This window comes from Streptomyces sp. NPDC039462 (assembly GCF_055639375.1).
This window is the reverse complement of sequence record NZ_JBVKAO010000009.1, coordinates 268,705-293,217: the sequence shown is the minus strand read 5'-3', so window position 1 is coordinate 293,217 and position 24,513 is coordinate 268,705. Positions and strand designations below refer to the sequence as shown.

General features: G+C 71.4%; 17 protein-coding genes, 1 tRNA gene and 1 pseudogene. 12 read left to right on the top strand and 7 right to left on the bottom strand.

What is annotated here, in order from left to right; all coding sequences use genetic code 11:
• Window positions 1–100 precede the first annotated feature (100 nt).
• The 5 genes from ACZ7LU_RS36710 (at window position 101) to ACZ7LU_RS36690 (ending at window position 7,813) form a co-directional block, all read left to right on the top strand.
• Window positions 101–1,726, top strand: a complete 1,626-nt coding sequence (locus tag ACZ7LU_RS36710; RefSeq protein ID WP_471919221.1) for a beta-N-acetylhexosaminidase — start codon at window positions 101–103, stop codon at window positions 1,724–1,726.
• Window positions 1,727–2,011: 285 nt separating this feature from the next.
• Window positions 2,012–2,917 (top strand): FAD binding domain-containing protein, encoded by a 906-nt coding sequence (locus ACZ7LU_RS36705; RefSeq protein WP_398298305.1) that lies wholly within the window; start codon window positions 2,012–2,014, stop codon window positions 2,915–2,917.
• Window positions 2,914–4,977 carry a (2Fe-2S)-binding protein gene (locus ACZ7LU_RS36700; protein WP_471919220.1) on the top strand — a complete coding sequence of 688 codons (2,064 nt, stop codon included), beginning with the start codon at window positions 2,914–2,916 and terminating at the stop codon, window positions 4,975–4,977. The genes ACZ7LU_RS36705 and ACZ7LU_RS36700 overlap by 4 nt, the downstream gene beginning before the upstream one ends.
• Window positions 4,974–7,277: a xanthine dehydrogenase family protein molybdopterin-binding subunit gene (locus tag ACZ7LU_RS36695; protein WP_471919219.1), complete on the top strand. Its 2,304-nt coding sequence runs from the start codon at window positions 4,974–4,976 to the stop codon at window positions 7,275–7,277. Before ACZ7LU_RS36700 ends, ACZ7LU_RS36695 begins: the two co-directional genes overlap by 4 nt.
• Window positions 7,274–7,813, top strand: a complete 540-nt coding sequence (locus tag ACZ7LU_RS36690) for an AAA family ATPase (RefSeq protein WP_471919218.1) — start codon at window positions 7,274–7,276, stop codon at window positions 7,811–7,813. The genes ACZ7LU_RS36695 and ACZ7LU_RS36690 overlap by 4 nt, the downstream gene beginning before the upstream one ends.
• 25 nt (window positions 7,814–7,838) lie before the next feature.
• Here ACZ7LU_RS36690 and ACZ7LU_RS36685 read toward each other — a convergent pair whose 3' ends face one another.
• The 3 genes and pseudogenes from ACZ7LU_RS36685 to ACZ7LU_RS36675 all read right to left on the bottom strand — a co-directional run.
• Window positions 7,839–11,171, bottom strand: coding sequence for a S8 family peptidase (locus ACZ7LU_RS36685; protein WP_471919217.1), 3,333 nt, complete (start codon window positions 11,169–11,171; stop codon window positions 7,839–7,841).
• A gap of 251 nt (window positions 11,172–11,422) precedes the next feature.
• Window positions 11,423–11,494, bottom strand: a tRNA-Cys gene (locus tag ACZ7LU_RS36680).
• Between the two features lie 1,573 nt (window positions 11,495–13,067).
• Window positions 13,068–13,307 (bottom strand): annotated as a pseudogene (locus ACZ7LU_RS36675) (rodlin); the annotation flags it as partial.
• 573 nt (window positions 13,308–13,880) lie between these two features.
• Here ACZ7LU_RS36675 and ACZ7LU_RS36670 point away from each other — a divergent pair.
• Window positions 13,881–14,429 (top strand): DinB family protein, encoded by a 549-nt coding sequence (locus ACZ7LU_RS36670; protein WP_468560149.1) that lies wholly within the window; start codon window positions 13,881–13,883, stop codon window positions 14,427–14,429.
• Between the two features lies 1 nt (window position 14,430).
• Here the strand turns inward: ACZ7LU_RS36670 and ACZ7LU_RS36665 are convergent, their stop codons facing one another.
• A complete protein-coding gene (locus ACZ7LU_RS36665; protein WP_398298291.1) occupies window positions 14,431–14,877 on the bottom strand; it encodes an ATP-binding protein in 447 nt (148 codons plus the stop codon).
• 156 nt (window positions 14,878–15,033) lie between these two features.
• On the opposite strand from ACZ7LU_RS36665, the gene ACZ7LU_RS36660 reads away from it, so the two are divergent.
• From ACZ7LU_RS36660 to ACZ7LU_RS36635, 6 genes are all read left to right on the top strand, one after another.
• A complete protein-coding gene (locus ACZ7LU_RS36660) occupies window positions 15,034–15,888 on the top strand; it encodes a helix-turn-helix domain-containing protein (protein WP_471919216.1) in 855 nt (284 codons plus the stop codon).
• Window positions 15,885–16,166 carry a DUF397 domain-containing protein gene (locus tag ACZ7LU_RS36655; RefSeq protein WP_398298287.1) on the top strand — a complete coding sequence of 94 codons (282 nt, stop codon included), beginning with the start codon at window positions 15,885–15,887 and terminating at the stop codon, window positions 16,164–16,166. Before ACZ7LU_RS36660 ends, ACZ7LU_RS36655 begins: the two co-directional genes overlap by 4 nt.
• Window positions 16,167–16,237: 71 nt before the next feature.
• Window positions 16,238–17,770 (top strand): MFS transporter, encoded by a 1,533-nt coding sequence (locus ACZ7LU_RS36650; protein ID WP_471919215.1) that lies wholly within the window; start codon window positions 16,238–16,240, stop codon window positions 17,768–17,770.
• 215 nt (window positions 17,771–17,985) lie between these two features.
• Window positions 17,986–19,785 carry a DEAD/DEAH box helicase gene (locus ACZ7LU_RS36645; RefSeq protein WP_398298285.1) on the top strand — a complete coding sequence of 600 codons (1,800 nt, stop codon included), beginning with the start codon at window positions 17,986–17,988 and terminating at the stop codon, window positions 19,783–19,785.
• Between the two features lie 316 nt (window positions 19,786–20,101).
• A complete protein-coding gene (locus ACZ7LU_RS36640; RefSeq protein WP_362987159.1) occupies window positions 20,102–20,743 on the top strand; it encodes an IclR family transcriptional regulator in 642 nt (213 codons plus the stop codon).
• Between the two features lie 280 nt (window positions 20,744–21,023).
• Window positions 21,024–21,830 (top strand): S16 family serine protease, encoded by an 807-nt coding sequence (locus ACZ7LU_RS36635; protein WP_468311937.1) that lies wholly within the window; start codon window positions 21,024–21,026, stop codon window positions 21,828–21,830.
• 148 nt (window positions 21,831–21,978) lie between these two features.
• On the opposite strand, the gene ACZ7LU_RS36630 is transcribed toward ACZ7LU_RS36635, so the two are convergent.
• The 3 genes from ACZ7LU_RS36630 to ACZ7LU_RS36620 form a co-directional block, all read right to left on the bottom strand.
• The gene (locus ACZ7LU_RS36630) at window positions 21,979–22,587 is read right to left on the bottom strand and encodes an ArsR/SmtB family transcription factor (protein ID WP_468560158.1); all 609 of its coding nucleotides are present in this window, start codon (window positions 22,585–22,587) and stop codon (window positions 21,979–21,981) included.
• Window positions 22,588–22,663: 76 nt separating this feature from the next.
• Window positions 22,664–23,632: a glycine betaine ABC transporter substrate-binding protein gene (locus tag ACZ7LU_RS36625; RefSeq protein WP_471919214.1), complete on the bottom strand. Its 969-nt coding sequence runs from the start codon at window positions 23,630–23,632 to the stop codon at window positions 22,664–22,666.
• A complete protein-coding gene (locus ACZ7LU_RS36620; protein ID WP_471919289.1) occupies window positions 23,629–24,501 on the bottom strand; it encodes an ABC transporter permease in 873 nt (290 codons plus the stop codon). Before ACZ7LU_RS36620 ends, ACZ7LU_RS36625 begins: the two co-directional genes overlap by 4 nt.
• Between the last annotated feature and the right edge of the window lie 12 nt (window positions 24,502–24,513).

Genomic DNA, 24,513 nt, shown 5'->3' with positions numbered 1-24,513 from the left:
CATCCCTTTCGTCCGTTGTGAGACCTCTTCGCCCGAGGGGCGTTGCGCCTGCCGCAACGCCCCTTTTGCGTCGCGCAATCGCGTGACAGCCTTGGGCGCCATGACCTTTGGGCAACTCATCCCGGCGCCCGCACGCGCCGAGGCCACGCAGAGCTCTTCCTTCGTCATCGACGCGTCCACCACCGTCTGGGCCGGCCCCGGCACCGGGTCCACCGAGCGGTGGCTGCGCGCCGCGCTCGGCCCCGCGCTCGGCCTCCCGCTCCGCGACGGCACCGAGGGCGCGGCCAACTCCCTCTCCCTGTACGTCGACGACTCCCTGGAGCCCGAGGCGTACAAGCTCACCATCGACAGCGACCGCGTCGAGATCCGCGGCGGCGCGGGCGCCGGCGTCTTCTGGGGCGCCCAGACGCTGCGCCAGCTCCTCGGCCCCGACGCCTTCCGACGCGCGCGGCTGCGGCCCGGCGCCGAGTACGCCGTCCCGGCCGGCGTCGTCGAGGACGCCCCCCGCTTCGGCTGGCGCGGCATGATGCTCGACGTGTCACGGCACTTCATGCCGAAGGACGGGGTCCTGCGCTACCTCGACCTGCTCGCTGCCCACAAGCTCAACGTCTTCCACTTCCACCTCACCGACGACCAGGGCTGGCGCGTCGAGATCAAGCGCCACCCGAAGCTGACGGAGACCGGCTCGTGGCGGGCCCGCTCCAAGTGGGGCCACCGCGCCTCCCCCCTCTGGGAGGAGCGCCCGCACGGCGGGTACTACACCCAGGACGACATCCGCGAGATCGTCGCGTACGCCGACTCCCTGCACATCGCCGTCGTCCCGGAGATCGACATCCCGGGCCACTCGCAGGCCGCCATCAGCGCGTACCCGCACCTCGGCAACACCGACGTCGTCGACACCGAGGCGCTCACCGTCTGGGACACCTGGGGCGTCAGCAAGAACGTCCTCGCCCCGACCGAGGACGTACTCCGTTTCTACGAAGGGGTCTTCGAGGAGATCCTCGACCTCTTCCCGTCCACCTTCATCCACGTCGGCGGCGACGAGTGCCCCAAGGACCAGTGGAAGGAGTCGCCCGCCGCGCAGGCCCGCATCAAGGAGCTGGGCGTGGACGGCGAGGACGGGCTGCAGAGCTGGTTCATCCGCCACTTCGACCGGTGGCTCTCGGCCCGCGGACGGCGCCTCATCGGCTGGGACGAGATCCTGGAGGGCGGCCTCGCCGAGGGCGCCACCGTCTCCTCCTGGCGCGGCTACCGGGGCGGCATCGCCGCGGCCAAATCCGGCCACGACGTCATCATGTGCCCCGAGCAGCACGTGTACTTGGACCACCGGCAGCACGGCGGCCCCGACGAGCCGATGCCCATCGGTTTCATCCGCACCCTCGAGGACGTCTACCGCTTCGAGCCCGTCCCCGCCGAGCTCACCGAGGAGGAGGCGGCCCGCGTCCTCGGCACCCAGGCCAACGTCTGGACCGAGGTGATGGAGCACCAGGGACGCGTCGACTACCAGGTGTTCCCGCGCCTCGCCGCCTTCTGCGAGGTGGCGTGGCGGCAGCTGCCCGCACCCGCCGAGCGGGACTTCGCCGACTTCGAACGGCGAATGACCGAGCACTACGCGCGACTTGACGCCCTCGGTGTCGACTACCGCCCGCCGGGCGGTCCGCTGCCGCACCAGCAGCGACCGGGCGTGCTCGGACGCCCGATCGAGGGGGCGCCCCCGAACGTGTGAGGAAGCTCCGGGATGCGTGCTCCCGGCGGTCCGTGCCGGGAGCATGGGCCGCCGGAAGCCGTGCGAAAACGGCATATCCCCCTGGTCTGGGGACGAATGCCTCCTAGCGGACCCCCGCGTCGGGGCCCGGGGAAGATGTGCCAGAGTTGCCACGTCCGGGTTGTGAGCACGTACCGTACGGCGGAACAGGCGTAACGGTGACACGTCGCGAAACGGCGAGCACTTCACATACGCGATGGATGTACGTGGAGCACGCGGCCGGACATCGGGAAGGGGCAGCCGGTTTTGAGCACGCACGCACCGCAGGCGGCACAGACACCGCAATCGGTGAAGCTGCCCGCCACGCTGGACGAGGCAGTGGCGGCGCTCGCCGCCATGCCCGCCGCCGTGCCCGTCGCCGGCGGCACGGACCTCATGACATCGGTCAACTCGGGACAATTGCGGCCCGCCGCCCTCGTCGGCCTCGGCCGCATCAACGAGATCCGCGGCTGGCAGTACCAGGACGGCCACGCCCTGCTCGGCGCCGGTCTCACGCACGCGCGCATGGGACGCCCCGACTTCGCCGCGCTGATCCCCGCCCTGGCCGCCGCCGCGCGCGCCGCGGGACCGCCACAGATCCGCAACGCGGGCACCCTCGGCGGCAACATCGCGTCCGCCGCCCCGACCGGCGACGCGCTGCCCGTCCTCGCCGCCCTCGAAGCCGTGCTGATCATCGCGGGACCCGGCGGCGCCCGCCGCGAGGTCCCCGTCTCGCACCTCCTCGCCGGCATGGAGATGCTCCGCCCCGGTGAGCTCATCGGCTTCGTGCGCGTGCCGCTCCTGCACGCCCCCCAGGTCTTCCTCAAGGCGACCGGACGCACCGGACCCGGCCGGGCCACGGCATCCGTCGCGCTGGTCCTCGACCCCGCCCGGCGCGGTGTGCGGTGCGCGGTCGGTGCCATCGCGCCGATGCCCCTGCGGCCGCTCGAGGCCGAGGAGTGGGTGGCCTCACTGATCGACTGGGACGGTGAGCGCGGCAGCCTCGTCCCGGAGGCGGTCACCGCCTTCGGCGAGTACGTCGCGTCCGCCTGCATCCCGGACCACCCCCCGGCGGCCGACGGCACCGAACAGCCGCTGGCGCCCGCCGTACTGCATCTGCGGCGCACCGTCGCCGCGCTGGCCCGACGAGCACTGGGGAGGGCGCTGTCGTGAGCGACGACCAGAACACCCACAACGGCGGCGGCTGGCAGCCGCACCCGCAGGGCGAGTACGACTCCGACGCCACGGCGTTCGTGCAGCTCCCCGAAGGCATGCTGGACACCCCGCTCGCCGCCCCGGGACACGGTTACGTACCGCCGCAGATAACGGTCACCCCCACCACCGCCGACGCCACCGACCCGGCCGCCACGGGCACCTGGGTCATGCCTCCCGAGGTCACGGGGGCGGCCGGCGGCGGCCGCGCGGTGAGCTGGCCCGACGCGGGCACGGTGCAGGAGCAGCAGCCGGAGGCGCACCCCTACGACCCGCGGGCGACCGGCCAGTGGAGCTTCGGCGAGGCCGAGGCCGCCGGTCTCCAGCAACCTTTCGGACAGGGGTACGAGCAGGAGACGCAGGGCTACGAGCAGGAGGCGTACGAGCAGGGCTACGGCCACCAGTACGGGCAGGCGCCCTCCGCTCCCGCCCCCTCCGACGTCACCGGGCAGTGGTCCATCCCCGTCGCCGACGGGGACCTGCCGGACGAGTCCGGTGAGTACACGGCGTCGTCGCTGACGGCCCAGTGGGGCGGCACGCCCCCCGCGACCCTGCCCGGCGGCGCGCCCGCGCCGTGGGCGACGGGAGCGGGAGCCGGTGCGCCCTGGGGCACGCAGCCGCAGGAAGCCGCCGCGCACGCCCCTGCCGAGCACGCCCCCGCACCGCCCGCTGCCGAGCACGCCCCCGCCGAGCACCGTCAGGAATCGCCGCAGGAGAGCCGGTTCGAGCAGACGACGCTGCTGCGGGCGATCAGCGTGCCGCCCGCCGGACGGTCCGGCGCGGAAGCGGCACGGGCCGCGGAGGCCGCCCTCGCCGCGGAGGCCGCCCACGCCATGGAGGCGACGGAGGCCGTCGAGGCCGCCCGGGAAGCCGTCGAGGCCGCGGAGATCGCGGAGGCCGCGGAGATCGCGGAGGCCGCGGAGATCGCGGAGGCCGCGGAGATCGCCGACGTCCTGGAGTCGTCCGAGCCTGCGGACGAGTTCGAGGCCGCCGCCGAGCACGTCGGCGTCCCCGTGACGCCCCCCGAGGCCATCCCTGAGTTCGCCCCCGAGCCCGCCCCGGAAGCCCCGGAGGCCGACCTCGAAGCAGTACCGGAGCCCGCCCCCGCGCCCGCCCCCGAAGCCGCCGAGGAGCCCCCGGCCGAGCTGGAGCCGGCCGACGAGGCCGACGTGACCGGCGAGGCGGACGCGACCGCTGAGGCGGACGAGCCCAGCGGAAGCGACCCGGCCGAAGCCGCGGCACAGGAGCCGCACGAGCCACTGGACGCGCCACAGGAGTCCCCGGAGTCACCGGAGTCCTCGGAGGCAGCGGAGGCGGAGGCCTCCGACGGCCCCGTCATCGCGCCCAACCCCCTCCACGACGACCACCCCCTCGTCTCCTACGTCCTCAGCGTGAACGGCACCGACCGGCCCGTCACCGACGCCTGGATCGGCGAGTCCCTGCTCTACGTCCTGCGTGAGCGGCTCGGTCTCGCCGGGGCCAAGGACGGCTGCTCGCAGGGCGAGTGCGGGGCCTGCAACGTCCAGGTGGACGGCCGTCTCGTCGCCTCCTGCCTGGTGCCCGCCGCGACCACCGCGGGCAGCGAGGTCCGCACCGTCGAGGGCCTGGCCACCGACGGGCAGCCCTCCGACGTGCAGCGCGCCCTCGCCGCCTGCGGAGCCGTCCAGTGCGGCTTCTGCGTGCCGGGCATGGCCATGACCGTGCATGACCTCCTCGAGGGCAACCCCGCCCCCAGCGACCTTGAAACCCGCCGCGCGCTCTGCGGCAACCTCTGCCGCTGCTCCGGCTACCGCGGCGTGCTCGACGCCGTGCGCGAGGTGGTGGCCGAGCGCGAGGCGACCTCCGCGGCCGCCGCCGAGTCCTCCGCGCAGAACGCGCACGAGCACCCGCACGAGCACCCACATGGGCACGCTGACGAGGCGCGCATTCCGCATCAGGCGGGCCCGGGAGCCGGTGGCGTCCACCCCGCCGCGTACGACGAACCGCAGGGCCCCTACGGCCAGGACGGAGGCCACGCGTGACCACCGAAGCCGGCACCGCGACCACGCCCACCGCCGCCCCCGACGGGCCGGGTCAGCCGGCGCACGGCATCGGCGCGTCGCTGCCGTCCGCGGAGTCCCGCGAGAAGACGGAGGGCACCTTCCCCTACGCCGCCGACCTGTGGGCCGAGGGCCTGCTGTGGGCGGCGGTCCTGCGCTCCCCGCACGCGCACGCCCGCATCGTCTCCATCGACACCAGCCACGCCCTCGACATGCCGGGCGTGCACGCCGTCGTCACGCACGAGGACGTCCCCGGCGAGCCGCTGCACGGCCGCAGGACCGCGGACCGCCCGGTCTTCGCCTCCGATGTCGTACGCCATCACGGCGAGCCCATCGCCGCCGTGGCCGCCGACCACCCCGACACCGCGCGGATGGCGGCCGCCGCCGTCATCGTCGAGTACGAGGTGCTCGAACCGGTCACCGACCCGGAGAAGGCCTTCGAGGCCGAACCGCTGCACCCCGACGGCAACCTCATCCGCCACATCCCGCTGCGGCACGGCGATCCGGAGGCGGCGGGCGAGCTCGTCGTCGAGGGCCTGTACCGCATCGGCCGCCAGGACCCGGCGCCCATCGGCGCGGAGGCGGGCCTCGCGGTGCCGCGCCCCGACGGGGGAGTGGAGCTGTACGTCGCCTCCACCGACCCGCACGCCGACCGCGACCGGGCCGCCGCCTGCTACGGCCTCACCCCGGACCACGTGAAGGTGGTCGTCACCGGCGTGCCGGGCGCGACCGCCGACCGCGAGGACGCGGGCTTCCAACTCCCGCTCGGGCTCCTCGCGTTGCGGACCGGCTGTCCGGTTAAGCTCACCGCGACCCGCGAAGAGTCCTTCCTCAGCCACGCCCACCGCCACCCCACGCTCCTGCGCTACCGCCACCACGCGGACGCCGAGGGCCGGCTGGTCAAGGTGGAGGCACAGATCCTGCTCGACGCGGGCGCCTACGCGGACACGTCGTCGGAGGCACTGGCCGCCGCGGTTTCCTTCGCCTGCGGTCCGTACGTGGTGCCGAACGCCTTCATCGAGGGCTGGGCGGTCCGCACGAACAACCCGCCCTCCGGACACGTCCGCGGCGAGGGCGCGCTCCAGGTGTGCGCCGCGTACGAGGCGCAGATGGACAAGATCGCCAAGAAGCTGGGCGTCGACCCGGCCGAGCTGCGGCTGCGCAACGCCATGGCGACCGGCGACATCCTGCCCACCGGCCAGACCGTGACGTGCCCCGCCCCGGTGGCCGAACTCCTCGCCGCCGTTCGGGACTTCCCGCTCCCCGAGCTGCCCAAGGACACCCCCGAGGACGAGTGGCTGCTGCCCGGCGGCCCCGAGGGCGCGGGCGAACCGGCCGCCGTGCGCCGGGGCGTCGGCTACGGCCTCGGCATGGTCCAGCTCCTCGGCGCCGAGGGCACGGACGAGGTCTCCACGGCCACCGTGAAGGTCCACGACGGCATGGCGACGGTGATCTGCGCGGCCGTCGAGACCGGCCAGGGCTTCACCACGCTGGCCCGCCAGATCGTCCAGGAGACGCTGGGCATCGAGGACGTGCGGGTCGCGCCCGTCGACACCGACCAGCCCCCGGCGGGCCCGAGCTGCCGCGGCCGCCACACGTGGGTGTCGGGCGGCGCGGTGGAACGCGCGGCGAAGATGGTCCGCACCCAGCTGCTCCAGCCCTTGGCGCACAAGTTCGGCATGTCCACCGAGCTGCTCCAGATCACCGACGGCAAGATCACCTCGTACGACGGCGTGCTGTCCACGACCGTCACCGAGGCCCTGGAGGGCAAGGAGCTCTGGGCCACCGCCCAGTGCCGCCCGCACCCGACCGAGCCGCTGGACGAGGCCGGGCAGGGCGACGCCTTCGTGGGCATGGCGTTCTGCGCGATCCGCGCGGTGGTGGACGTGGACATCGAGATCGGTTCGGTCCGCGTCGTCGAGCTCGCCGTCGCCCAGGACGTGGGCCGCATCCTCAACCCCGCCCAGCTGAAGGCCCGTATCGAGGCGGGCGTCACCCAGGGCGTGGGCGCGGCGCTCACGGAGAACCTCCGCACCCCGCGCGGTATCGTCCGCCACCCGGACCTCACCGGGTACGCCCTCCCGACCGCCCTGGACGCCCCCGACATCCGCATCGTGAAGCTGGTGGAGGAGCGCGACGTCGTGGCCCCCTTCGGCGCGAAGGCGGCCAGCGCGGTCCCGGTCGTGACGTCCCCCGCGGCCATCGCCTCCGCGGTCCGCGCGGCGACGGGCCGCCCCGTCAACCGCCTCCCGATCCGCCCCCAGGCCGCGGTCGCCACATGACCCCGCCCGAGGGCGGGGTCGTGGTGCTCACCGGCATCATGGCGTCCGGCAAGTCCACGGTCGCGCAGGCACTGGCCGAGCGCCTGCCGAAGGCCGCGCATGTGCGGGGCGACGCCTTCCGCCGCATGATCGTCTCGGGCGGTGTGGAGTACGAGGGCGAGCCCGGCGGCGAGGCCGAGGCCCAACTCCACCTGCGCTACCGCCTCTCGGCGTCGACGGCGGACGCGTACGCCGCCGCGGGCTTCACCGCCGTCGTCCAGGACGTCATCCTGGGCGAAGAGCTGAAGCCGTACGTGGACCTCCTCCGCACCCACCCCACGTACGTCCTCGTCCTCGCCCCGCGCCCCGAAGCGGTCGCCGCCCGCGAAGCCGCGCGAGGCAAGACGGGTTACGGCGCGTGGACGGTCGAAGACCTCGACGCGATCCTGCGCGAGCAGACACCGAGGCTCGGACTCTGGCTGGACAGCACGGAGTTGACGGTCGAGGAGACCGTGGACGCCATCCTGGAGCGCTTGGGCGAAGCCCGGGTGAAGTGACTCCACCCGGACTTCGCGGTGCGCGCTACTTGCCGTAGTAAGCGTTGTACAGGGACACGGACGACTTGTTGCCACCCTTGTCCGTGATCTCGGCGCGGAACGAGATGCCCTCACCCTTCGCCGGATTCGTCACGGACACCTCACCGTCCCGGACAGGGACCTTCTTCCAGCTCCGGCCCTCGTCGTACGAGACGTACACGGCAAGGGACTTGAGCTGCCCGGCGCCCGCAGCGGCGCCCTGCACCGTCACCGGAACGGACTGGTTCGCACCCGCAGGGGCGCGGCTCTCCAGATCAAGGGCCGGGGCGAACCGAGCGACGGAAACCGGAAGTGCAGCACGTCCCGCAGCCCTCTTGGAGCGGAACGTCCAGGACGCCTCGACACGCGACGAAGCTCTCGCGACCCTCGGGTCACGCGTCACCGACGCGGTCAGCCGGTACTCGGCGTCACCCGCCGGCACCTCGAACATCTCGGCGCCGGTCACCGGGTCGTCGTTCTCCGCGATCTTCGTGCCGTCGCGGTAGAGCGCCGACTTCGCCGCGGAGTACGCGGTCCAGCCCGCATGGCCCTCGCCGTCGGCGACGACCGGGATGCGGCCGCCCAGCCGGTCGCCTTCGCGGAAGACGCCGGTACCGGCGGCGTTCAGGGCGGGCCCGAAGACGCCGACGTTGAAGGTCTCCGTGTACTTCCGGCCCGCCTTGAAGGTCCGCGGATCCATCTCGTAGTACCCCTCCATGACCGGCTCGCCCTCCTCGCCCCTGTCGCCGTACTGATCGAAGTCGATGCCCCACTTCGTGGCGCCGAGCGCGGTGACGTGCACCGTCGTGGTGCGCGGCAGCTTCCGCGGGGCGAAGATGTGCGAGATGCCGCCCGCCTCGGGCCGGTATCCGGCGACGGCGAGGGAGCCCGACTTCCCCGGGGCCGAGGCGCCGGAACGCACCTCGACCGTGGCGAAGTCCGCGCGCTTCAGGTGCTTGGTGTAACCCGTCGACAGCTTCTTGACCGTGCCGCCGATGAGCATGTCGTAGCGGGTGCCCGCGCCCTTCGTCCAGGTGCCGAGCCACTGCTCGCCGAAGCCCTCGGGAACCTCCGGGCCGAGGTGGGCGGTGCGCAGGCCCTTGAACGTGGCGTTGGTGGGGCCGGATTCATACCCCTTGTACATGTACCGCGGTTCGCCCGACACCAGCGTGGCGTCGCGGTCCGGGACCGTGATGTCGACCGGCTTCGCCCTGCGGGCGTCGAGCGTCACCGTCATGTTCCTGTCGACGGTCAGCCGGGGCTGGACGAGCCAGTCGGTGCCCTTCTCGGTGTTGTCCGGGTCGGCATTGATCGACCAGTCCAGCAGGTAACTCCCCTTGGCGACCCGGACCTTGGTGCTCACGCCCACCGGGAAGACGTTGAGTCCCTTGTCCTTGCCGGTGATGGCCGACATCGTCGAGTCGTGGTGCGGCGTCGGCCTGCCGTCGCGGCCGATGGTCTTCAGCGTCACGTCATAGCGCTCGATCTCGCGGTCGAGTGCGGCGGCGGTGCGGACGGACTGGCCGCCGCCGTTCGCCACGACGTACGCGGAGTAGGCGCCGTCCACGGTGCCGCCGAGCTTGGAGTCGGCGGTCAGGTCCACGGAGGCGGTGCCGCCCGCGGGGACGGTGACCTTCTTCGCGCCGAGCGTGAAGAACCCGGCCGGGGCCGGGCGGCCCTTGGGGTCGGTCGCGGTCACCGTGAGGTCCAGGGTGACGTCGTCCTTGCCGAGGTTCTTGTACGTCACCTTCTTGGTGACCGGCTTGTCGTCGGTGTGCGGCCACTGCTGCGTGCCGAAACTCACCGACACCGGGTCGGCGATCACCGTCTGCTTGATCGCCTTGTCCACGGCGATACGGCCCGAACCCTGCTGGAAGGGCGTGTACTTGCCGCCCTTGGTGGAGCCGGTGAGCGCGCCCTTGAGCTCGGGCTGCTTCCAGTCCGGGTGCTGCTGCTTGAGCAGGGCGGCGGCGCCCGCGACGTGCGGGGCGGCCATCGACGTACCGGAGATCGTCAGATAGCCCTCGGGGTTCTGGCCGACCTCCCTCTCGATGACGGAGCCGGGCGCTGCGGCGGCCGTGATGTCCACGCCGGGCGCGGTCACGTCGGGCTTGATCGCACCGTCACCGACCCGCGGGCCCTGACTGGAGAAGTCCGCCGGCTTGTCGTTGTCGTCGACCGCGCCGACGGTCAGCGCGGCGTCCGCACTACCAGGCGAACCGACGGACTCAGCCGCGCCTTCATTGCCCGCTGAGACGGCGAAGAGGACGCCTTTGTCCTTGGAGAGCCTGTTGACGGCGGCTTCGAGCGGGTCGATCCCGGGGCTGTCGTAGCCGCCCAGGCTGAGGTTGACGACATCGGCGCCCTCTGCGGCCGCCCAGTCCATCGCGGCGATGATGCCGGAGTCCTCGCCTTCGCCGTCATCATCCAGGACCTTGCCGCTGAGGAGCTTCGCGCCGGGGGCGACACCCTTGAACTTCCCGCCGGACTCGGCGCCCGTGCCGGCCGCGATGGACGCGACGTGCGTGCCATGACCGATGCGGTCCTTGGCGTCCGGCGCGGTGGAGAAGTTCTTCTCCGCGAGGATCTGGCCCTTGAGGTCCGGATGGGCGGCGTCCACGCCCGAGTCGAGCACGGCGACCTTGACGCCCTTGCCGTCGTACCCGGCGGCCCAGGCCTGGTCGGCGCCGATCTGCTTGACGCTCTTGTCGAGGGTGGCTTTACGGGTGGCGTCCGGCCAGACGTGGCTGATGCCGTTCTTGCTGCGGGTCAGCGTCTTCCACAGGGCGGCCGCGTCCCGCGTGGGCGTACTGAGCGCGTCCGCGTTCAGCACCTTCAGGCTCCGGCGGACGGTGGTACCACCGGCATCGCGAACTGCGCCCTTGGCGCCGGTGGCGGCTCCCCGGTACCCGACGATGACCTTGAGGCCCTTCTCCTGGGGCTTCAACTCTGCGACATCGAAGAGCCGTTGATCGATCTTCCCGTCGGCGATCAGGCGCCGGGCGTCGGAGGGCAGGACGAGCGTGTGGCCGTTCGGCAGCCGTTGGGTCCGTACGGGTATGTGCTCGCGTCCCTTCGCGGGCCGGAACCCCGTGACGCGTCCTGAACGGTCGACGGCGACGCGGTCGCCGGTGAGGAGGGTGAGGTGCGTGGAATGGCTGGACGGCTTGAGGGCAGGGTCCGCCACCGGAGGCCGGGTGATCACCGGCGCGGCCACCGGTGCGGTCACCGGCGCGGTCTCCGGTGTGGCCGACGCGGGGCTGGTCGTGCCCGCTGCGAGGGCCGTGGCGGCGGCTGCGGCGACGGTGGCCGCGGCTGCTCTTCTGGCGTGGTTGCGCAAGTCTTCCCCCTGGAGTCGTGGCCCGAGGTGCTGTCCGGGGAGTATGTCGAGGGATGAGTCGCGCGCCGAACTCCGTTACGCAATCGCCTAGTTGGGGTTACACGTCCGTGTGGTTCCCATGAGATTCTGAGAGATGGCTCACGGGAACCCCCGCCGGGGCCGGTTGCGGGCCCCGCCAGACGCGGAAAGGGTGGCCCCTCGTGGGGGACCACCCTTTCGCTTGTTGCGGTACGGCGCGGTGACGCCGTCGGAGGCCGTGGCGGGATTCGAACCCGCGTTACTGGATTTGCAGTCCAGCCCCTGAGCCTCTCGGGCACACGGCCAAGTCGCCGACCTGACTTCTCGAAGGTAGCGGGGGCCTGCGGGGGGCTCAAGCGATCACGGGGGGACGCAATGGGACTGCCATGCCGCGTTCATGAAGGGGCGGTGGTCGGGGTTGCGGCGCCTTCGGTGGGCCTGTGCCTTCGATGCTTACCGGGGCCGCCCGGTTTTTTCCGGAGTGTGGCGCTTCCGGGCCGGCAGTAAAGGGCGCTCCCTGCGGTCGCGTCGGCTACGCCGATTCCGCTTCGCTCCACCCTTGACTCCCGCCCCTCCACCGCACGTTGACTTCGACCCGGACGGCCAGGGGTGGGGCCGACGGGTATCCCTGGGATGGGTCATCCCCTTTCGCTGCCGGGTGCGGCCCGGTCCATCGTGTGTGCCTGTCACGGTCGGGCCTCGGCCTCCCGCCTCCCGGCTTCGCGGCTCGGGTCATCGGCTTTCGCTGCCGGGTGCGGCCCGGTCCATCGTGGGCGCGGGCCACGCTCGGGGCGCGGCCGCCCGGCACGGCCCGGCTGGCCGGGCCATCCCCCTTCATTGCCGGGTGCGGGCCGGTCCATCGTGTGTGTCCGTCGCGGTGGGGGTGATGCCGGGCATGTGGGCGGCCGGTCGGGCACCTACTTTGGAAAAGTTGTGAATGGGGAGGTCGCGCGCCCCCCTGTCACGCCCTGCGCGCCGTCACGCAGGGCCGGTCGTGGAGGGATTGTGGCGCGGTGGGCTCGGATGCTGGGGGCGCATCGGCTAGTGAGGGGGGCGTGCGGCGAACGCATTCGCAACTTCGCGAAAGTAGGTCCCCGAGGGGGCAGCCTCTCCAGCCCGGCCGGGACGGCGCATAGGTCGTGAAGGGGGGGGCGCACGGCTTCCCCATTCGCAACTTTCCCAAAGTTGGTCCCCGACAGGCGGCCTCCCCCCCCCAGCCGGGCGGCGTATTGGTCGTGAAGAGGGGGCGCGCGGCTCCTCCATTCACAACTTCGTGAAAGTTGGTGCCCGGCAGGCGGCCTTTCCCTCCCGGTCGGGGCGGCGCATTGGTCGTGGAGGGGGGCGCGCGGCCTCCTCGTTCGCAACTTTTCCGAAGTAGGTGCCCGGGAGGGCGGGGCCCGGGCCTGCTCAGCGCCCTTGACCGTGACGGTCGCCCACGATGGGCCGGTCCGCACCCGGCAGCGAAAGTTGATGACCCGGCCAGCCGGGCCGTGCGGGCGGCCGAGTCGGGACCGTGACGGCCACGCACGATGGGCCGGTCCGCACCCGGCGGCGAGAGGCGATGACCCGAGCGGCGAAGCCGGGAGGCGGGAGGCCGAGGCCCGACCGTGACGGACACGCACGATGGACCGGGCCGCACCCGGCGATGAAAGGGGATGACCCCACAGACAGTCCCCGTCGGCCCCACCCCTGGCCGTCCGGGTCAAGGTCAACGTGCGGTGGAGGGGCGGGAGTCAAGGGTGGAGCGGAGCGGAATCGGCGTAGCCGACGCGACGCAGGAGCGCCCTTTACTGCCGGCCCGGAGCCGCCACACTCCGGAAAACACCGGGCGGCCCCGGTAAGCATCGAAGGCACGGGCCCACCAAAGACGCCGAGTCCTCAGCCGTCGGGCGAAAGGTTCCCCGAGAGCACCGGGATGTTGCTGAGGATGTGGGAGAGGGCCTCGTCACCCTTGGCCTCGGAAGCCTTCTCGATGCACTGCTGATTCTGCGGGTTGGACAGGACATTGATGTCCTGCACTCCGACATTGACCAGGGACAAAATGCTTTGTGCGTTGATCTTCGACGGGAGATTGAGGCAGGACTTGTTCAGTGATCCTTCCAGGAGTGCGGCCTGCGGCCCCAGCTCCTCCGCAGGGGCGTTACGTGCACCGTCAGAGCCCGCACCCGGCGGCTTGGGAACCGTGCCCTTGGCGGCGTTCAGCTTCTCGATGAGGGCGTTGACCGGGTTGTTCTTGTCGTCCTTGATGGCCTGAACGCAGCGATCCATGCCCGGACTCCGGAAGCGGGAAAGGTCACCCACGGTGAACGTGGTCAGGTCGGGGATGCCCTTGAGCGGGGCCTTGGCCGGCATGCCCAGGCACTTGGCGGTGGTCTCCGCGATGAGACCGATACGGACGTCGGGAGCCCGCTCGCCGGCCGCCGCGGGCACCGTGGACACGGCGGTACTCAGGAGACTGGCGGCGGACAGGGCAAGGGCGGTCACGGCGGTACGGGTGCGCATGCGCGGGACTCCTTCGAACGGATGTACGGAGGTTCTCCTGTCCTCCATTCATTCCGGTCCGTCGAGCGCCCGCACGCACACGGCACCCATACGGGCAGGGCCCCCGCACTAGGTCAAGATCTGACCTATATGCCTTCTAGCGTGGTGCTTGTCCTTATGGAGCGGTACCCAAGGAAGGCGGCCACCACCATGCCCGGAACCGACACCACGACCTTCGACCAGCCGGCGACCACCGGCGAGCGCGCCGACCTGCTGGAGGCGCTGGACCACCACCGGACCATGCTCCGCCGCACCGCACGCGACCTCACCGACGAGCAGGCCGGCCTGCGCACCACCGCCAGCGAACTGTGCATCGGCGGCATCATCAAGCACGTCACCTCGGTCGAGCGGGTCTGGGCCGCCTTCATCCAGGACGGCCGGGCGGCCTTCGGCGATTTCACCGCCATGAGCGACGAGGACTTGGCCCGGCGCGCGGACGAGTTCCGCATGCTGCCGGGTGAGACGCTGGCGGGCGTCCTCGCCGCCTATGCCGAAGCCGCCGCCGCGACGGACGCGTTGGTACGGGCGCTGCCCGACCTCGACGTCTCCCACCTTCTCCCCGCGGCTCCCTGGTGGGAGCCCGGCGGGTCGTGGACGGCCCGGCGTGTCCTGCTGCACGTCATCGGCGAGACCTCGCAGCACGCGGGGCACGCGGACATCATTCGCGAGTCCCTCGACGGCGCCCAGAGCATGGCCTGAGCTACGTCGGCCGGGGCGCGTCCAGCTCCGCCCAGACCGTCTTGCACGGGCCGTACGAGGGCGGCCGCAGGTCCGTGCCCCAGCGGTCGGCCAGGGCCTCGACCAGGAGCAGGCCCCGGCCCGACTCCTCGTCGGGGGCCGGCCGTCGGGGGTGCAGTGGCGGGCTCCGGTCCGCCCGCGCGTCCGACACCTCGATACGGAGTGTGTTCGTCGCCGTGACGGTCAGCGCCAGCCGGAAGCTCCTGCCGGGCACGTGGCCGTGCAGCACGGCGTTGTTCGCCAGCTCGGCGACGATCTGCTCCGCGTTCGCGGAGGGCTGCTCCCAGCTGCGCAGTTGCTCCCTCGTCAGGAGCCGGGCCAGGCGGGCGCCTCTTCGTGTCGCGGAGAGCAGGACCGTGAACTGGTGGGCGGGTGTGGGGGTTTGAGCCCGGGTTGTTTTCTGGTTCACGTCACTCAGCGTGGCGGCCCGAGCGCAGCGCGGATAGCGGTGCGCGCTGTGCGTACCGATTTTGTCCCACGCTTGTCCTGCCTTGTCCCGGCTGTCCCGGGTGACGTACGGGTACGAGTGCGCGTTGGGCCTGGACGGGACGGCGGAGGTGGCGCGGTGGAAGAACGTAACGACGGCGTGGACGAACCCGGTTGGGACGTCGACCCCGAGGACGAGATCAGCGCGGTGGTCGAGATGGTCGGCCAGCAGTTGAAGCGCTGGCGTGAGGCGGCGGGCTTCAGGGTGGCGGAGTTCGGGGAGGCGATCGGGTACGGGGAGGACTTGATCCGCAAGATCGAGCGCGGGGCGCGGATTCCCCGCCCCGAGTACCTGGACAAGGTGGAGGAGGTGGTCGACGCCCGTGGGCTCGTCTCCGCGATGAAGAAGGAGATGCGGGAGGCAAGGTATCCGAAGCGGGTTCGGGCACTTGCGAAGTTGGAGCAGCGGGCGGTCGAGCTCGGGATGTACAGCAACCACAACATCCACGGCCTGCTGCAGACGGAGGAGTACGCGCGGGCGCTGCTCGGAACGCGACGGCCCGCGTACACGGATGAGGCGCTGGAGCGCCTGGTGGCGGCACGTTTGGCGCGGCGGTCGGTTTTCGAGCGTAGCCCGGCACCCGAGTTCAGCTTCGTCCAAGAAGAGGTGACGCTGCGGCGGCCGATCGGAGGGACAATGGCTCTGCGTCGTCAGCTCGAACGCCTCTTGGAGTTGGGGGAGTTGCGGCACGTCGAGATCCAGGTGATGCCGACGTCCTGTAGTGACCACCCCGGGATGGGCGGTCGGATCCAGGTGCTGAAGTTCGGAGACGGTACAGCGATGGGGCGTACTGACGACGAGTTCGCAGGCCGTCCGGTCTCCGATCCGAGGCAGCTCCGCATCCTCGAACTGCGGTATGGCATCATCCGGGCCCAGGCTCTCTCACCCCGGGAGTCTCGGGCCTTCATCGAGCAAGTGCTGGGAGAGACATGATCCGCAAGGCTTCTGCCGGGCACGCCTCCAGGCTGGAGTGGTTCAAGAGCAGCTACAGCAGCAGCAACGAGTCCGGCGACTGCGTCGAGGTCGCCCTGGAGTGGTTCAAGAGCAGCTACAGCGACAGCAGTAACGGCGAAGACTGCGTCGAAATAGCCACCACCCCCGACACCATCCACATCCGCGACTCCAAGACCCCCCAAGCCCCCCACTTCACCATCACCCCCTCCGCCTGGTCCCACTTCGTCACGTACGCCTCACGGGACTCAGAGGCGTAAGACCAAGGGACGAGCAAGCCCCCACCCCAGGACAGGGGTAAAACCGCCCCACGCCTCTTACCCTGGCGTGCATGACTGACGACACCGGCGGCGTACTGAGCAAGCCCTACAGAGCCCTGAGCATCGGCATCGTCTCCGTCGTGCTGCTCATCGCCTTCGAGGCGACCGCCGTCGGGACGGCGATGCCCATCGCGGCCCGGGAGCTCGACGGCGTGGCGCTGTACGCCTTCGCCTTCTCCGGGTACTTCACGACGAGCCTCTTCGGCATGGTGTTCAGCGGGCAGTGGTCGGACCGGCGCGGTCCGCTGGGACCGCTCGCCACCGGTATCGCGCTGTTCGGGGCGGGGCTGCTGCTGAGCGGGACCGCCGCGACGATGTGGCTGTTCATCGCGGGGCGGGCCGTGCAGGGGCTCGGCGGCGGACTGGTGATCGTCGGGCTGTACGTGGTCGTCAGCCGGGCCTACCCGGAGCATCTGCGGCCGTCGATCATGGCGGCGTTCGCGGCGAGTTGGGTCGTGCCGTCCGTGGTGGGGCCGCTGGTGTCCGGCACGGTGACCGAGCACCTCGGGTGGCGGTGGGTGTTCGTCGGCATTCCGGTCCTCGTCGTCGCGCCGCTCGCCCTCGCGCTGCCCGCGATACGGCGGACGGCGTCCGGGCCGGTGGACCCGGACGCGCCGGCCGCCGGGTTCGACCGGCGCCGCATCCGGCTGGCGCTCGGCATCTCGCTGGGGGCGGGGCTCCTTCAGTACGCGGGGCAGGATCTGCGGTGGCTGTCGGTGCTGCCCGCCGCGCTCGGCGGGGCGGTCCTCGTGCCGGCCGTCCTGGGGCTGCTGCCCGAGGGGACGTACCGGGCCGCGCGCGGGCTGCCCTCCGTCGTGCTGCTGCGCGGCGTCGCGGCCGGGTCGTTCGTGGCCGCCGAGTCCTTCGTGCCGTTGATGCTCGTCACGCAGCGCGGGCTGAGCCCGACCATGGCGGGGCTTTCGCTGGCCGTGGGCGGGGCGACCTGGGCGCTCGGGTCGTACGTCCAGTCGCGCCCCGCGATGGAGCCGTACCGGTCGCGGCTCGTGGCCGCCGGCATGGTGCTGGTCGCGGCGGCCATCCTGGCCGTGCCGACCGTGCTCATCGAGTCCGTGCCCGTGTGGATCGTCGGGGTCGCGTGGGCCTTCGGATGCTTCGGCATGGGCATGGTGATCGCCTCGACCAGCGTGCTGCTGCTGCGGCTCTCGCCGCCCGCGGACGCGGGCTCGAACTCGGCCGCGCTCCAGATCTCCGACGGACTCTCGAACGTCGTCCTGCTCGCCGCGGGCGGCGCCGCGTTCGCCGCGCTCGGCGGCGGCACGGTGGGCGCGGGCCACGGGGCGGGGGAGGCCACGGGTTCGCACCCGGCCGCGTTCGTCGCCGTCTTCGTGCCGATGGCGGTGGTCGCCCTGATCGGGGCGTGGGTGGGGACGAGGCTCCAGGGGGCGCGGGTGCCGGACGCGGCGGCGGTCCCGGCGGCGGACGAGACAGGGGTCGTGGTGACCGACGTGGTGACGGACGTACGGATGGACGTGCTGTCGGACGCGGCGTCGGACGTACGGACGGACGCGCGGGCGGACGGGTAGCCGGGTGCGATGTCCGACGTTCGTACGGACGTGACAGGGCACACCAGGTGGGCTGGTGAGGCACGTCACGACGGCCCGCACGTGGACGTGCGGGAGGCCCTGCGTACCGGCATCCGCGCCCCCGCGAGAGCCTCGCCCCCAGTGGAACGTCCCCGCATCACCGGTAAGGTGGCCCGGTTGTCATACGTGCCGCCGACCTTGCGAACCCGGAGACCGTGACTACCACCAGCGCCGCCGCCAACTCCTCCCACCACCTCTCTCCCGCCTTCCCCGGCCGTGCCCCCTGGGGCACCGCCAACAAGCTGCGCGCCTGGCAGCAGGGCGCGATGGAGAAGTACATCCAGGAGCAGCCGCGAGACTTCCTGGCCGTCGCCACCCCCGGCGCCGGAAAGACGACGTTCGCGCTCACGCTCGCGTCCTGGCTGCTGCACCACCATGTCGTGCAGCAGGTCACCGTGGTCGCGCCCACCGAGCACCTGAAGAAGCAGTGGGCGGAGGCCGCCGCCCGGATCGGGATCAAGCTGGACCCCGAGTACAGCGCGGGACCGCTCAGCAAGGAGTACCACGGCGTCGCCGTGACGTACGCGGGCGTCGGCGTGCGGCCGATGCTGCACCGCAACCGCTCCGAGCAGCGCAAGACCCTCGTGATCCTCGACGAGATCCACCACGCCGGTGACTCGAAGTCGTGGGGTGAGGCGTGCCTCGAAGCCTTCGAGCCCGCGACGCGGCGCCTCGCGCTCACCGGTACGCCGTTCCGGTCCGACACGAACCCGATCCCCTTCGTCACGTACGAGGAAGGGAACGACGGCATCCGGCGCTCCGCCGCCGACTACACGTACGGCTACGGCAGCGCGCTCGGCGACGGCGTCGTGCGGCCCGTCATCTTCCTCTCGTACTCCGGCAACATGCGCTGGCGCACGAAGGCGGGCGACGAGATCGCGGCGCGGCTCGGCGAGCCCATGACCAAGGACGCCGTGTCGCAGGCGTGGCGGACCGCCCTCGATCCGCGCGGCGAGTGGATGCCGAACGTCCTCAAGGCCGCCGACAAGCGGCTCACCGAGGTCAGGAAGGCCATTCCCGACGCGGGCGGGCTCGTCATCGCCACCGACCAGGACTCCGCGCGCGCCTACGCCAAGCTGATCCGGGAGATCACGGGCACGAAGGCGACCGTCGTCCTCTCCGACGACACCGGGGCGTCCAAGCGGATCGACGACTTCAGTGCGAGCACCGACCGGTGGATGGTCGCCGTCCGCATGGTGTCCGAAGGCGTCGACGTGCCGCGCCTCGCGGTGGGCGTGTACGCGACGACGATCTCGACGCCGCTCTTCTTCGCGCAGGCCGTCGGCCGTTTCGTACGGTCCAGGAGGCGCGGCGAGACCGCGTCCGTCTTCCTGCCGACCGTCCCCGACCTGCTCACCTTCGCCAACGAGATGGAGGTCGAGCGCGACCACGCCCTCGACAAGCCGAAGAAGGAGGGGGAGGAGGACCCCTACGCCGAGTCCGAGAAGGAGATGGACGAGGCGAACAAGCAGGAGGACGAGGACACCGGGGAGCAGGAGCAGTTCTCCTTCGAGGCGCTGGAGTCCGAGGCCGTCTTCGACCGGGTGCTCTTCGACGGCGCCGAGTTCGGCATGCAGGCGCACCCGGGGAGCGAGGAGGAGCAGGACTACCTGGGCATCCCGGGGCTCCTCGAACCCGACCAGGTGCAGATGCTGCTCCAGAAGCGGCAGGCCCGGCAGATCGCCCACAGCAGGAAGAAGCCGGACGAGGAGGCGGACCTCCTGGAGCTGCCCGCCGAGCGGCGACCGGTGGTCTCGCACAAGGAGCTGCTCGGGCTGCGGAAGCAGCTGAACACGATGGTCGGCGCGTACGTCCATCAGAGCGGGAAGCCGCACGGGGTGATCCACACCGAGCTGCGGCGCACGTGCGGCGGGCCGCCGAGCGCGGAGGCGACGGCCGGGCAGCTGCGGCAGCGGATCGAGAAGGTCCAGGAGTGGGCCACCCGCATGAAGTGACGTTCGAGTAAGGAGCGGGGCGTTCCGAGTGCGGAGGGCTTGTGTGGATCTCGCGCGTACGTCTTTTTGGCGGCGCCCCGCGTAACGGGGCAGATGGGGGCGCTAGGGGCGTCCCGGTGCCCGGATTCTGGACGAAGTCTTCCGCTGAGCGGGACGGCCTCGCTACTGTCCCCGCAACGCACACGCCCCGTGGCAGCGCCGCCGCGGAGCGCAGCCGGTGTTCCGACCGGCGGCCTCTGACGCGCGTCGCCCACGGGACCGGCGGCGCAACCGCCGCGTAAGGGGGCCGCCGACCCTCACCTAAGGAGTGGGCGTCGTGACCGCGGAGACTTCCCAGACGCTCGACAGAGGACTGCGCGTCCTCAAGCTGCTGGCCGACACCGACCATGGCCTCACGGTCACCGAGCTGTCCAACAAGCTCGGGGTGAACCGGACCGTGGTGTACCGCCTGCTCGCCACCCTCGAACAGCATGCGCTGGTACGACGGGACCTGGGCGGTCGGGCCCGCGTCGGCCTCGGCGTGCTCCGCCTCGGCCGCCAGGTGCATCCGCTGGTGCGGGAGGCCGCGCTGCCCGCGCTGCGCTCCCTCGCGGAGGACATAGGGGCGACGGCTCACCTCACCCTCGTCGACGGGTCCGAGGCACTCGCCGTCGCGGTGGTCGAGCCCACGTGGACGGACTACCACGTCGCGTACCGCACCGGGTTCCGGCACCCGCTGGACCGGGGTGCGGCGGGCCGCGCGATCCTCGCGGCGCGGCAGGGGCTGGTGACGGACCCCGGTTACGCGCTCACGCACGGGGAGCTGGAGGCCGGGGCGAGCGGGGCGGCGGCGCCGCTGGTGGGCGTGACGGGCCTGGAGGGAAGCGTCGGCGTCGTCATGCTGGCGGACTCGGTGCCGGAGCGGGTGGGGCCTCGGGTGGTGGACGCGGCGCGGGAGGTGTCCGATGCGTTGCGCTGAGGCCGCGCGGGCGAGCGGGGTCACGGGGCTCGGTCTGTCGCCGGCTGCGCCGAGCTCGTCCTCAAGCGCCGGACGGGCTTGATATCCCCCTCGCGCTCGTTCCCATGCCGCGGGGCTGATCACGGGGCTCGGTCGATCGCCGGCTGCGCCGAGCTCGTCCTCAAACGCCGGACGGGCTTGATATTCCGCCCCTCGGGCTCGTCCGTGAACGCCGGGCGGGCTTGATATTCGCCCTCGGGCGGGTCCCCGGCCCCTCGTGGCCTCACGTTAGATTGATCCCGTGTTCTCGTTCTCTCGTCTCACGCGCCCCCAGGCCCTTGCCGTCTGCGCTCTGCCCGTCGTGGCCCTGCTGGCGGTCGCGGGGCTCGCGCCGTTGCCGTTCGCTGTGGCTCAGCCGGGTGGGACGGCGGACGTCCTCGGGAAGCACGAGGGGAAGCCCGTCCTGACGGTGTCCGGCGTGCCCACGCGGGAGACCAAGGGGGAGCTTCGGATGACCACGATCGTCGCGACCGGGCCCCAGATGGACGTCTATCTGGACGACGTCGTCGACGGGTTCTTCCGGAGCGATCGGGCCGTGATGCCGAAGGACTCCGTCTACCCCGTCGGGGACGACGTGAAGGAAGTCGAGAAGCACAATCTCGGGGACATGAAGAAGTCGCAGGACGCCGCCACCGACGCGGCACTGCGGTACCTGAAGGCGAACGGGGTCGACGCCACCGACAAGGTGAAGGTCAAGGCCGACCTCGGCAAGATCGGCGGACCGAGCGCCGGCCTGTTCCTCACGCTCGGCATCATCGACAAGGTGGACGGCGACGGCAGCGGCGGCGACCTCACGGGTGGCCGCACCATCGCGGGCACCGGCACGATCACGGCCGACGGCAAGGTCGGGCCGGTCGGCGGTGTCGCCCTGAAGACGCAGGCCGCGCGGCGCGACGGCGCGACCGTCTTCCTCGTGCCGAAGGACGAGTGCTCGGACGCTCAGGCGGAGCTGCCGAAGGGGCTTCGGCTGGTCCCCGTCACGACGCTGACGGGAACGGTCGACGCGCTGCGCGCCCTGGAAAAGGGCGGGAAGGTTCCGAGCTGCTGACCAGGCGCAGGCCCAGTTCGACCAGGGTCCAGCCCAGTTGAGTGCGGAAACGGGGTCCGCGGCGGCGTACGGGTGCCGCGAGGTGTAACTCCCGCGCACGCTCTTGGTGCAGCTTCAGGTGGATGTCGGGGTGCATGGCTCGGTCCTCTCAGGTGCCTTCGGCCTTCGGCCGGCTCGGGAAGACGTTGGCGTGGACGCGCACCTTCGCGACGTCCTCGGCGCCTTCCGGCACCGGTGTGCGGTAGCTCTCGACGAGGTCGTGGATCTTGTGGGCCAGCTCGGAGGCGAGTTCGGGGGTCAGGTCCAGGGTGAAGTCGCTGATGTCGGCGGCCTCGTCCCACTCCTGTGACCACTCGTGCCGCGTGGCGATCCAGGTGTTCACCTCCTGCGCGTGCTGTGTCGCGTACTCGTGCAGGAGGGTGCTGAGGGCGCCGCGCACTTCCGGGTCCTGGTCGCGGATGAGGTCCTCGTCGGTGTACGTGCCCTGGTGCGCCGACCGCCACCACCGCTCCCTGCCCTTGCCCCGCTCCGGGTCGTCCTCGACGAAGCCGTACTCCGCGAGCTGCCGCAGGTGGTAGCTGGTCGCGCCGCTCGACTCGCCCAGGCGGGCGGCGAGTTGGGACGCGGTCGCCGGGCCGTCGAGCCGCAGGGAGCTGAGGAGCCGCATCCGCAGCGGGTGCGCGAGGCCGCGCAGCGTGCGGGCGTCGAGGTGGTGGACCTTGCGGCCCGCCTGTTCTCTCGCCTGTTCTTCCGTCATGTCCGTCAGCGTAGGCATACAAAGGCTCCGTTGCAATGCTTCCTTTGCAACGGAGTCTTTGTAACTATGGCCGAACCTACTCCTTGACGAAGCCCTCCTCGATCAGCCAGTCCTTCGCCACCTCATGCGGGTCCTGGCCCTCCACGTCCACCTTGGAGTTGAGCTCCCGCGCCACCGTGTTGTTCAGCTTCTTCGTGATGGGCGCCAGGACCTCCGCGATCTCCGGGTGTTCCTTCAGCGACTTGCTGTTGATCTCGGGGGCCGCGTTGTAGTTGGGGAAGAAGTGCTTGTCGTCCTCCATCGTCGTCAGGTTCATCGCCTTGATGCGGCCGTCCGTCGTGAAGACCTCGCCGTACGTGCACGACCCCTTGGCGGCCTGGGTGTAGATGATCCCGGTGTCCATCTTGGTGATGCTGGAGGAGGGGACGTGCATCCCGTACTTCTTCTGCATGCCGGGCAGTCCGTCCTCCCGCGACGCGAACTCGCTCTCCACGCACAGCGATACGGCCTTCGGGTTCGACTTCGACAGCTTCGCCACGTCCGAGAGCGTCTTCGTCCTGTACTTGGCCGCGTTCCGCTGGTTCATCGCCAGGGCGTACGTGTTGTTGAGCGTGGCCGGGGGGAGCCAGGTGACGCCGTTCTTCAGGTCCGCGTCGTGCACCGCCTGCCACTGCTTCCGCGGGTCGGTGATCGGCTCGGTGTTGCCCTGGTATGTGATCCAGGCCGTGCCCGTGTACTCGTACATGGCGTCCGCGTCGCCGCCCTTGACCGCCTCGCGCGCGCCGATCGAGCCCTGGATGCCGGTGCGGTCCAGCACGTCCGCGCCGGCCGCCTGGAACGCGATGCCCATGATCGCGCCGAGGATCAGCTGCTCGGTGAACTCCTTCGAGGTGACCGTGAGATCGGCGCCCTTCAGGGGCAGGCCCTTGCCGATGGAGCCGGGCTTGACGTCGTCCACCATCGGGCTGCCGCTCGTGAGGCCGCAGGCGGTGAGCAGCGAACCGGCCAGGACGGCGACGACGGCCGTGCGGGCTGTGATCCTCATGCGTCCACCTCCAGGCCGCGCGGGCGCAGCACCAGTTCCGCGAGCGAGGCCAGCCAGTCCACCAGGAGCGCCAGCACGATCGTCAGGATCGAGCCGAGCATGAGGACCGGCATCCGCTGGTTGGTCATGCCCGTCGTGATCAGGTCGCCGAGGCCGCCGCCCCCGCCGAACGTGGCGAGGGTCGCCGTGCCGACGTTGAGGACGAGCGCCGTGCGGACGCCCGCGAGGATCAGCGGGACGGCCAGGGGGAGTTCGACCTTGGACAGGACGCCGAGCGGTGACATGCCGATGCCGCGTGCCGCCTCCAGGAGCGTCGGGTCGTTCGCCTTCAGGCCCGCGATCGTGTTGGAGAGGACCGGCAGGACTGCGTAGATGATGATGCCGATCAGCGCGGCCTTCTCGCCGATGCCGAGCCAGATCACGAGCAGTGCGAGGAGGCCGATGGCCGGGGTCGCCTGGCCGATGTTGGCCAGGGCCATCGCCACCGGGGCGCCTTTGCGCAGCCGCTTGCGGGTCAGCAGGATGCCGAGCGGGATGGCGATGATGAGGACGAAGAACGTCGAGATCGCCGTGAGTTCGATGTGCTGGCGCAGCCTGAGCCAGACGTTGCCGTCGGCCAGCGCGTTCCTGGAGATCGAGTCGAGGTCGGCCTGCTGGAACCACCCCCAGGTCGCGAGGAGGACCACCGTGAGGACGGCGGGCAGGAAGGTCAGCTTCTGCCAGGTGACCCTGCGCGGCTGCCGGGCGGCGAGCGCGGCGGGCGGCGCCTCCAGTTCGGCCTCGCCCTCGTCGCGGAAGGCGAGGCCCTTGACCTCGTGCTCGCCCTCGGGGCGGGACGGTTCCCTGGGGGACGGTTTGCGGTCGGGGATCCGGGGCGTGCT